The following is an 8374-nucleotide window of genomic DNA, read 5'->3' as shown; positions in this document are numbered from 1 at the left end:
TCTTTCTCTGTGACCATGAAAGTGTCCTTTGAGATTCTGAGCACAATTTCAGTTTCAAAATGGATTTCTTTAGAAAAGTTAGGAAGATAAATTTCATTGCCTAAAACGAGTGAACTTTTTGGCTTGCTAAAGATAACGGGTTCATCTTCAACAATATTGCCTAGTTCATGAACATGTTCAACATAATTGTATCCAACACAGTAGATGTCATTTATCATGGGAGCCCTCCAAATTTTTTATTTTCTCTTTGTATAGGCAAGAGAAAATTTTGCAAACAACATTTTTTCTTATATCGCGTTTTGCGTTTTCTGGAAAAGAAGCATTGTGTGGGGTGATGACTAACTACGATGACAGCCCTTCGCATTATCCTCTTTTGAAGAGTGCCCAATCTTATAGTCTTTGAGATTACTTTAATTTTGATTGCCAATTTCCTGAAATTACTTTATTACTTAAAGAGTGATTTTACTCATCTACGCAGCGATCAGTAGAGTCTGAAAGCCCTAAAGTTTGATCATAAAAATGGCCTACTCTGTTGGTGTCTCGGAATTATGGGATATTTTTCTATATCTAGGTGCTATGAGCACTAAAAGAAAAGATCTGTTTCGTGTTCAATACTTTCAGGCTCTCGGAATACTAATGCGAGGGTGCTCGCACCCAGCGGGGGGAGCTTAAGAGTGAAAAGAAAAAGCTACATTTTAACGGCATTTCTATAGGCAAAAAATTCGCTTTTAAAGAAAAATGCTGGGAATGTCGTAAAAGCAATTAGGGCACCAATTAGGGATAACTTTTCAACAAATCCAAAAGTATGAGAAAGTCTATGAGGGTTTAAAAGAAGCAGACCGTGGCAAACTTATTATGGTATGTGGAACGGAGAAGATTTTTACCAGCTTTAAGATAGCACAACAAATAGCCGAAACTGGAGAGCGTGTTTTGTTTTTCGTGCCTTTTCTGGCTTTGATGTCACAAACAATAAGAGAATGGACACGCTATACAGAAGTACCGTTTCATTCCTTTGTGGTGTATTCTGATACATAAGTTGGCAAGTGTCGTAAAACAAAGATGCTGCTGCCGAACTCGATGTCTCAGATCTCGCTCTATCAGCTACCAACTGATGCTTAAAAGCTTTGAAAAAAGAAAATAAAGTATTAGTAAATGCAATGACTGTGGTGTTTGCTACTTACCAATCAATCCAAGTGATTTCGGATGCTTAAAAGAAATACGGTTTATCAGAATTTGATCTGATCATTTGTGAAGTAGCGCAGGTTAAGGCGGATAAGGTAGAACCTTTGGTTGTAGAAGCCAAGGAAGTAGCTGAGACTGCGAAGACAACAGCGGAAGAAGCGAAGAGTGTTGCGGAGCAAGCAAAAGAAAAAGCTGATACGACGAAGCAAGGGCTTGGAGAGGTCAGGAGTTCATTAGACACGGTGACAGCAACGACAAATTCTGCGAATACAGCCGCCTCTGAGGCAAAAGTGTTAGCGGAAGAAGCGAAGAGTGCATTGACAGAAGTTCAAGAGAAGGCTCAGAGGAACAGTGACAGTCTTTCTGAACTTCAAGGTAATGTAGGTTCTCTTTCCACTAATTTTTTAGAGGATGTGCGTTTTCATCAACCTGACAGAATTCTGGAAGCCGATCCGAAAAATAGAAAAGGTCTTGTGATCAATGAAGGGGCATGTTTTCGCTTTTATCATGGTGGTGAGAATGTGGGGGTAGGTACCTCTTTTACCGCATTCCAGGGCATGGAAGGATGACTTTTGACGAAGATCTTGAAGCAGGAAAGGATTTTATTATACATATCTCTTCCTAAAAGATCAGACGAATGAGCTATCCTTTGACCTTTCGCAAAATCTGACGGCTCCTGATGGCTATACAGAGGATAATTCTAAAAAGATTAGTGGATTTCATACGCTATGTGCGAATGTTGGTGAGATCGAAGGTCATCTCTTATCGGGTTATTAAGCAGGGGATATTTTGCCCAATTCTGTTTGGTGTTTAAATCACCGCCCGCATAGTGACCCAGAGGGAATAGTTTACAATCCGTGGCATAATATTTGGGTTGATATTTATCTTCAATCAGGGACAGGTGTAAATGCAAAGTCGGCATATGGTGTTCCGATTACGACCAATCGTAGCTATGCGAATCATGCCTCTGATTTTTGGTCTGTTAATTTGACAAGTGATGAGTTTTCGCCATGCATGTATGGAAGTAATCAAGCAACCAGTATTGTCGGCAATCAAACGCCTTCTCCTAAGACGTCTGGAGGACACGTTGATACAAACAATAGACGGATGATTTCGCATATCGGTTGTGAGGATGGTTGCGGTTATGTTTGGCAATATTTGTCTGGTTGTTATCCAGTGACTAAATGGCATACAGGGGAGCAAGGAAGCAGTTTACGTGTAGACATAAATGTTATGTTGGGAGGAGGCGATTTGACTGGTGGCTCTAACAATGATCATCTTGTACGGAATTTTGCGCATTCTCGTTATGTAGAAGATGAAAAAATAGGCGCCCGTGGATGTAGCGATCCATTTTATTATAATTAGTGCGAGATTGATTAGAACATCATTTTATCCAGCCCCACTTTTGTGGGGCTTTTTTTATGGAGCGTCAGATGAGAAAGATATCGAAAGAAGGATTGGCACTTCATCTTGAAGTTTTAAAATCAAAGCTTTTTCTACTAAACTCATGATGTCAACCAGAGCAGTACAATCTTATCATTCATATTTTCATGTCTAGAAAATTGAGATAAAGCCATCCATAAACCGCATAAGAAGTTAGAATCTACCTTCATTGCACACCTCCGTGGACTTGTTCTCTCAAACATGCCGCCAATCCTTTAGGTGTGATTTTTGTTGAAGGCAGCACCTTTTCTGTTCCATCCGGTTTTTGAATGGTGATGGCAGAACACTCCATGAATCCTTTTTTGATTTTATCCTGATTAAAGATAACAATGGACCACTTGGAGCACGTCGATACACCCAATCATTTTTACGCAAGTAATCTGTTAAATCCTTTGGTCTTATCTCCAACATCTTCGCGGCTTCAATCAAATCAAACAAATCATCAGAGCGTTTTAAGCCTTCTAAAGCTTTTGCTTTTGGTGCTAATTCTGAAATAACATAGTTTTTCTGCTTAATTTGATTTTGTAGATGATTTAAGGCGCCAAGTAATATTCGGGTTTGGAGTAATCAATTTGTGGAATAGCTACTTGTCTTTCCAACGGTCAATTATCTTTGCTCGTAAGGCAGTGCTGTAACTAGAAACAAGAATTAAGCATTCACGCATTGGCAGGTTATAACAAGGGCGGCTTTCACCTTTGTTATCAAGGTAGTGCCCACAAAAATCAACCTCCTCAAATTTGAGGGCGTTAAGTTCTTCAAGCGTTTTCTTGGTGTCACGCATAATATTGTCATGCCTTTTGCCACATAATTCAGTAATTTTAATAATGGTATTCATAAAGAATTCTTAGATGTTAGACGTTCCTTAATGACATTCTAAAAGAGTGCTGGGCATTAAGAAACACGGCAATCTAGTCTGTCGTTACGCCTTTCCCCGAAGGGTGTTATATGGTATAACAACACCTGAAAAAGCTATTATATGCATGTAGCATACAATGAGTTAAAGCTTTTAAATTGCGGAAGATTAGTTATTTCGGCAACTAATCCGCTAGTTGTTTTGAGGTGTTTTTGAGGCACCTGATTCGAAAATACCTATTACTATAGAATTGTCCAGCAACAAAAATTACTTCTTGCTAAGAAAACGTTTCACATACTGTACAGTGTACATAATAAAAATTGTTATTTATCAATAAGTTAAGTGTACAACGTACAGTAAAATTGAAAATTCTGTCGCTAGCGATAATTCGCACTAGTCTGCCCTGCAACGAAGCCAACCCGCTGGGAAGTACCTTTTGCATTGATTTTTTATGGAAGAACAAAGCATAAGTGATAATCTGTTTTTAAAATTGTAATCAAAGTGTGTAATGCATAAACTCATAAGGATATGGAATATATAGATAAAGTTTAAGAACATAATCTAGCTTTTCTTGTTGGCAGCGTATTCATGATGAGCAAGTTTGTTCTGTATATTGGCAATTAATCTCTCATTGGCTTTTTTTACAATAGCACTTGCAATCTCTGGCTTTGACATGACCTCAGAAGTTGAGGGGCCCTCTTGTTTTGCAATAGGGAATTGATCTCCGTCATCTCTTTGAAACACATTCCCTCCCATTTTCAAATCAACACGCTTTGGAAAACTGCCTCCCTTGATAAAACCATGGGGTAAGATTTCTTTCTTTCCAAACAGTGTGTAAATTACGCCGCGTTTTGTTTCTTTTGCTTTAAAAAATTTAAGAGGTATTGGTGTTCCAGAACCAATGATACCTGTCTCAAGAAACCTTGCTGTCACTTTTTCTTTAATATAAACACCTTTTCTGATACGCTTTGTTTGAGCTGATGAGATGTCGGTAACTTGCTTTTCAGTAAAGCGTTCAACTTGTTTTGCTGAGGTGTTTAGAGCATTACGCAGAGCCCAATTAAGGCGTGGTGCTTGAAGGCTTGTGAAGGTATCTTTTGCCTGTTGAAGATACTATTTTTGGTAGATGATTAACTTCAACGTCTAAGCCTTTTTAAGAGTAGGTGTTGATGATTGAGAGACCTTAGATGCTTTTGGTTTTTCGAGAGAGGTTTTTTTAGTCACTGATTTCGTTGATGTTTGTACGGCTTCTTGTTCTATTTGCTTAATTTGTTCAACTCCCTTGTCGGGCTTTATTTTTGTTTTAACATCAACAAAGGGTTTAGCAGCATTTGCACGCTTGAGACGAGCATAGACTTGATTAGAAAGCTCAACAAATGGATTATTGGGAGTTGAAACTTCAAAACGAACAGTGCTTTTATTGTTGCCAACAACACACATTGGCTTAGTGATGACAGCTTTCATTATGGCTCCTTTTGAGTCATAATTAATGACATCATTAGTCAAATATTGATTTTTATTCTGTGAAAAATTGATTAGCTGATTGTCAACAGAAAAAATCATGATCTTATGCTTTTTTACTTTTTACCTAAAGTTGGTGTTTTTAAACATTAAAAGTTGTAGAAAAAATTCAAGTAAGAAATGTTGATAACTTTGCTAAGACTTCGCCCATTACGCGTTACTATATCTAAAGCACGCGGCTGGTCGCAGCGTATCACACCTGTTGTATGCAGCCCTGTTCCCACCAATGAAACAGCAAAGCCTGCTGTTCTAGCAAATGACATAATCAGTACAGGACGCGTTCCTTTTTCTCATAGACAGAGGTTGGGTCAAGCGATACAAACCAAATTTCACCCCGCTTCATTACAAGAGCTCTCTGTCAACAGGCTTTGCATCAAACCACTCTACATCTTTATCCGCAAAATCGTCCGAAGGATTACATTGGGCTAACAATTCTTCAAGAGTGTAATTTTGCGATTTGTCCATTATCAATAGCCAAACCCACTTGCATATTTTCAGTAAGATGAAGAACATCAAACAATGCAGGAGGTATAGAGAGCATAACGGATCCTCCAACTTTACGTAATTTTGTTGTGCATAAAACGCCCTCTCTAATATTATATAAAAATATAACATAAAGCTCATGATTCAATAGCTTCTTATGCTTTTGTGTAAATGTTTAAGAAGTGCATTTCGGAATATCACCACCGTAAACCATGCTTTTACTTGCGCTTTGGTACTAAAATCCGCATTCTTAGGTGTTTTGTAATACTGACCACCATCAAACTTTTCACATCCTCTTGTGCCGTCTCCATATTCGTAGAGGTTGTAAAAATACTCCTCTGTCCAATCCCCCATGGGGCATACCCACTGCCGTTGCAACAAACCTCTTTCGCATGGGCTTGTTTACGGTTTTTTAAGAGTAGATGTTTTAAAATGAACATGCTTTAATCCTAATTTTACAAATTTGTCTATTTGCCTCAAATTTGACCGTACAGAGCGTTTTATATGATAGGTTTTTTTATCATAAAATCTTTAAATCGCTCTGTACGGTGCCATTTTGTCGATTTAAATGCACATCCAATCACAAAACGATCAGCAATTTTCTCTAGTTTGCTAACCTGAAATGTTTTTCACTTGCTTTTCAACCAACGTGAGTGGTCTTGAATTCTCTCTCATTGCCTTTTTTCAGCTTTTTTTCATGGGTGTTCAAAACAGCCTTGTGTACAAGATTGGCTTTTGCCAAAAGACTATTTTCCAAATCACGGCATAATCTTACTAACTCACGAGTGCTTGGAAAAAACGTATCTGATAAATCTTCTACCTCATCGCATAAAATCCGTTTAACCATTTTTATCAGTGACTACGTAGAAACACTTTCCAAAATCATTCTCCATAGGTAAGCGCTATACCTTCATGATCGGCCTGTTGCGAAATTTTAAACCACACGAAAGCATCCGAATTTCCTTGGCTATGTCCTCTTTGTTCGCTTTTATTTAAAACAATTCGTGAAATTGATCACATGCTTCTAAGGCAATTGCTTCCTTCTGTTGTGTCAATGCTTGCCATTTTTCAAAACTAAAGGAAACTGCGGAGCTATCATCTCGTGAATGTGTTTCAAAGTGACCTCGAGGCCTGATATCAAGGATGCTGTCTGAGATGCGTTCATCTACACTTTTTTGCCTTTGAGAGTGATTTCCATAGTTTTTTCCGTTCTCTAAATCCTTGATAGCTTTTCACACCCAATTGCATCATGTTGCTTTCCAATAATCTCGAAATTTTGTCATTTCGACTTTGACACGCTCTGGAGGCAATTCCTCATCGATTGCAAAATTATCAGGGATACGACAGTCACTGTCATTTCTAACCCGTTTAGCTTTTTTCGGAATGTTTTTTTGCTCGTGAATGGAAGGTTGGTTTTCTATACCCGTTTCGATTTGCTCTGATGTGGTCTCAACAGCAGCAACCTTTGTTGGTTCGTCAACTTGTTCGTTTGTTTCTAAATTTTCAGAACCAGTTTTTTTACTAAAATGATTGGTTTTAGTATATTATATATATATTCTTATTCTGGTTCTTTATAGCTTGATTTTGCTTAGCGTTTGCTTCAGCAAGATCATTACAATGTTTTTTATAGCGTTTTTTATTGTGCACTTTTTTCCAGCCTCATTATGAATTTGCGATATGTGCACTTTTTTTATCAGTAAAATCTTTTAGCTCTTCTTCAACGCGCGTATTCGACAAACCATTATCTTTCTCAATAAGTTTATCATTTCTTATTAAGTGTTCGACAAGAGTTGCAAACTTTTTTGCGAGCAATTTCAGTGCGTACAAGCGTTTCAAAGTCTTCTTTAATTGGTGCTTTTTGTCATACATGCGAATGAAAAGCGTTATATAAACTCACCTTTGCTCCAACGTCATTCCATCTATCTCATTGATCCAGTCATTCAAATGGAATCTTATCCATGGCATTGCATTAGACATGCGCATTCCCTTCTTTAACTAAATATAAAATTGCTAAAGCATTTGCTTCGGTGTCATCTTTTGGGTTTTACCCTTTTGCACAACACCGTTTTAATCATCTTTTCTTGTGAAGAGTTGCCTTTATCTGTTGTTATCTTCATTTTTGTAAGTCATTGCTGAAAACGCAAATAGCGCATACCATCGCCTTTAAAACGACAAGATTCAAAATTGACAAGTGCCACTTGTTATACTGCTGTCTACACGAGAAATCGCTCAGCCTGTCTTGGTACCTAGATCAAGGTAGAGAATGATTTGTGTATTTGATGATCATCTTCCCCCATTAAGGCTGTTGTGTATTTATATGTGCGCTATGATAGAGCGTGTTGTGATTGCCTGTCTTGAAAAAATGTTTGTGAGAAAGTACTTGAAACTACTTTTGGGCTAAATTTTTAATTGCCATTCGAGGAAAAATAATTTTAGAAGCAGTTGATTTTCGAATTAACTCTTCTTGTTTTTGAATCACATCTTTTTGTGCACGTATTATTTTAGCTTCTTTATCTATTATTTTGTCTTTTGCATCTATCTCTTTTCTGAGCTTTTGCGTCGTTTTACAAGAGTCATGAAGAGTATAAGCCAATCCCAAATTAGCAATACTAATTGCCTCTCCATCCTATAAAGATGAGGAGGAGGTCAAAGTGCTAAAAAGGTACCTCAAAAAGCAGCAATGATTCGTATTTTAGCATCATCGCGGTGCTGTCTAATAGCGTTATAATAAAGTTACGAAAGGTGGTGTAGAAGGTGCTTTAATTTTTTTTGATTTTTAATAACTCATTGGAAAATAAGAGAGATTAAGATAACTTGGTGCGGACGGCGGGACTTGAACCCGCAAGGTCTTCGACCGGCAGATTTTAAGTCTGCTATGTTTACCGTTTTCAT

Annotated in this window: 9 protein-coding genes and 4 pseudogenes; 5 read left to right on the top strand and 8 right to left on the bottom strand. The window is 37.7% G+C overall.

What is annotated here, in order from left to right:
* Positions 1-218: fumarylacetoacetate hydrolase family protein (locus tag ACFIO3_RS05555; RefSeq protein ID WP_375704182.1), on the bottom strand; the 218-nt coding region annotated here is incomplete at its 3' end.
* Between the two features lie 574 nt (positions 219-792).
* On the opposite strand from ACFIO3_RS05555, the pseudogene ACFIO3_RS05550 reads away from it, so the two are divergent.
* The 4 genes and pseudogenes from ACFIO3_RS05550 to ACFIO3_RS05535 form a co-directional block, all read left to right on the top strand.
* Positions 793-1208, top strand: a pseudogene (locus ACFIO3_RS05550) (DEAD/DEAH box helicase family protein); the annotation flags it as partial.
* A gap of 78 nt (positions 1209-1286) precedes the next feature.
* The gene (locus ACFIO3_RS05545; RefSeq protein WP_375610516.1) at positions 1287-1751 is read left to right on the top strand and encodes a hypothetical protein; all 465 of its coding nucleotides are present in this window, start codon (positions 1287-1289) and stop codon (positions 1749-1751) included.
* A gap of 94 nt (positions 1752-1845) precedes the next feature.
* Positions 1846-1959: pseudogene (locus tag ACFIO3_RS05540) on the top strand (hypothetical protein); the annotation flags it as partial.
* A gap of 12 nt (positions 1960-1971) precedes the next feature.
* Positions 1972-2547 (top strand): hypothetical protein, encoded by a 576-nt coding sequence (locus ACFIO3_RS05535; protein ID WP_375615092.1) that lies wholly within the window; start codon positions 1972-1974, stop codon positions 2545-2547.
* A 244-nt stretch (positions 2548-2791) separates the two neighbouring features.
* Here ACFIO3_RS05535 and ACFIO3_RS05530 read toward each other — a convergent pair.
* From ACFIO3_RS05530 to ACFIO3_RS05515, 4 genes and pseudogenes are all read right to left on the bottom strand, one after another.
* Positions 2792-3224 (bottom strand): annotated as a pseudogene (locus ACFIO3_RS05530) (phage antirepressor KilAC domain-containing protein); the annotation flags it as partial.
* Positions 3209-3406, bottom strand: coding sequence for a Rha family transcriptional regulator (locus ACFIO3_RS05525; protein ID WP_375696095.1), 198 nt, complete (start codon positions 3404-3406; stop codon positions 3209-3211). The pseudogene ACFIO3_RS05530 and the gene ACFIO3_RS05525, both read right to left, overlap by 16 nt.
* A gap of 633 nt (positions 3407-4039) precedes the next feature.
* Positions 4040-4531: a hypothetical protein gene (locus ACFIO3_RS05520; protein ID WP_375615104.1), complete on the bottom strand. Its 492-nt coding sequence runs from the start codon at positions 4529-4531 to the stop codon at positions 4040-4042.
* A 90-nt stretch (positions 4532-4621) separates the two neighbouring features.
* A complete protein-coding gene (locus tag ACFIO3_RS05515) occupies positions 4622-4942 on the bottom strand; it encodes a hypothetical protein (protein WP_375615094.1) in 321 nt (106 codons plus the stop codon).
* Between the two features lie 189 nt (positions 4943-5131).
* Here ACFIO3_RS05515 and ACFIO3_RS05510 point away from each other — a divergent pair, with 189 nt between their 5' ends.
* On the top strand, positions 5132-5428 hold the full coding sequence (locus tag ACFIO3_RS05510; protein ID WP_375686761.1) for a hypothetical protein: 297 nt from the start codon (positions 5132-5134) through the stop codon (positions 5426-5428).
* A 241-nt stretch (positions 5429-5669) separates the two neighbouring features.
* Here the strand turns inward: ACFIO3_RS05510 and ACFIO3_RS05505 are convergent.
* From ACFIO3_RS05505 to ACFIO3_RS05495, 3 genes and pseudogenes are all read right to left on the bottom strand, one after another.
* Positions 5670-5922 (bottom strand): annotated as a pseudogene (locus ACFIO3_RS05505) (hypothetical protein); the annotation flags it as partial.
* Between the two features lie 1222 nt (positions 5923-7144).
* The gene (locus ACFIO3_RS05500; protein WP_375704181.1) at positions 7145-7318 is read right to left on the bottom strand and encodes a hypothetical protein; all 174 of its coding nucleotides are present in this window, start codon (positions 7316-7318) and stop codon (positions 7145-7147) included.
* Positions 7319-7868: 550 nt separating this feature from the next.
* Positions 7869-8075 carry a hypothetical protein gene (locus ACFIO3_RS05495; protein WP_375615098.1) on the bottom strand — a complete coding sequence of 69 codons (207 nt, stop codon included), beginning with the start codon at positions 8073-8075 and terminating at the stop codon, positions 7869-7871.
* Between the last annotated feature and the right edge of the window lie 299 nt (positions 8076-8374).

The sequence above is a fragment of the Bartonella sp. AD328YNZD genome, from assembly GCF_042196425.1.
Note: the sequence above shows the minus strand (reverse complement) of the source record. Positions and strands in the feature narration are given on the sequence as shown.

Bases quoted from the DNA above. Each gene is read 5' to 3' on its own strand.
- ACFIO3_RS05515 (WP_375615094.1), bottom strand. From the start codon at position 4,942: ATGAAAGCTGTCATCACTAAGCCAATGTGTGTTGTTGGCAACAATAAA.
- ACFIO3_RS05525 (WP_375696095.1), bottom strand. From the start codon at position 3,406: ATGCGTGACACCAAGAAAACGCTTGAAGAACTTAACGCCCTCAAATTT.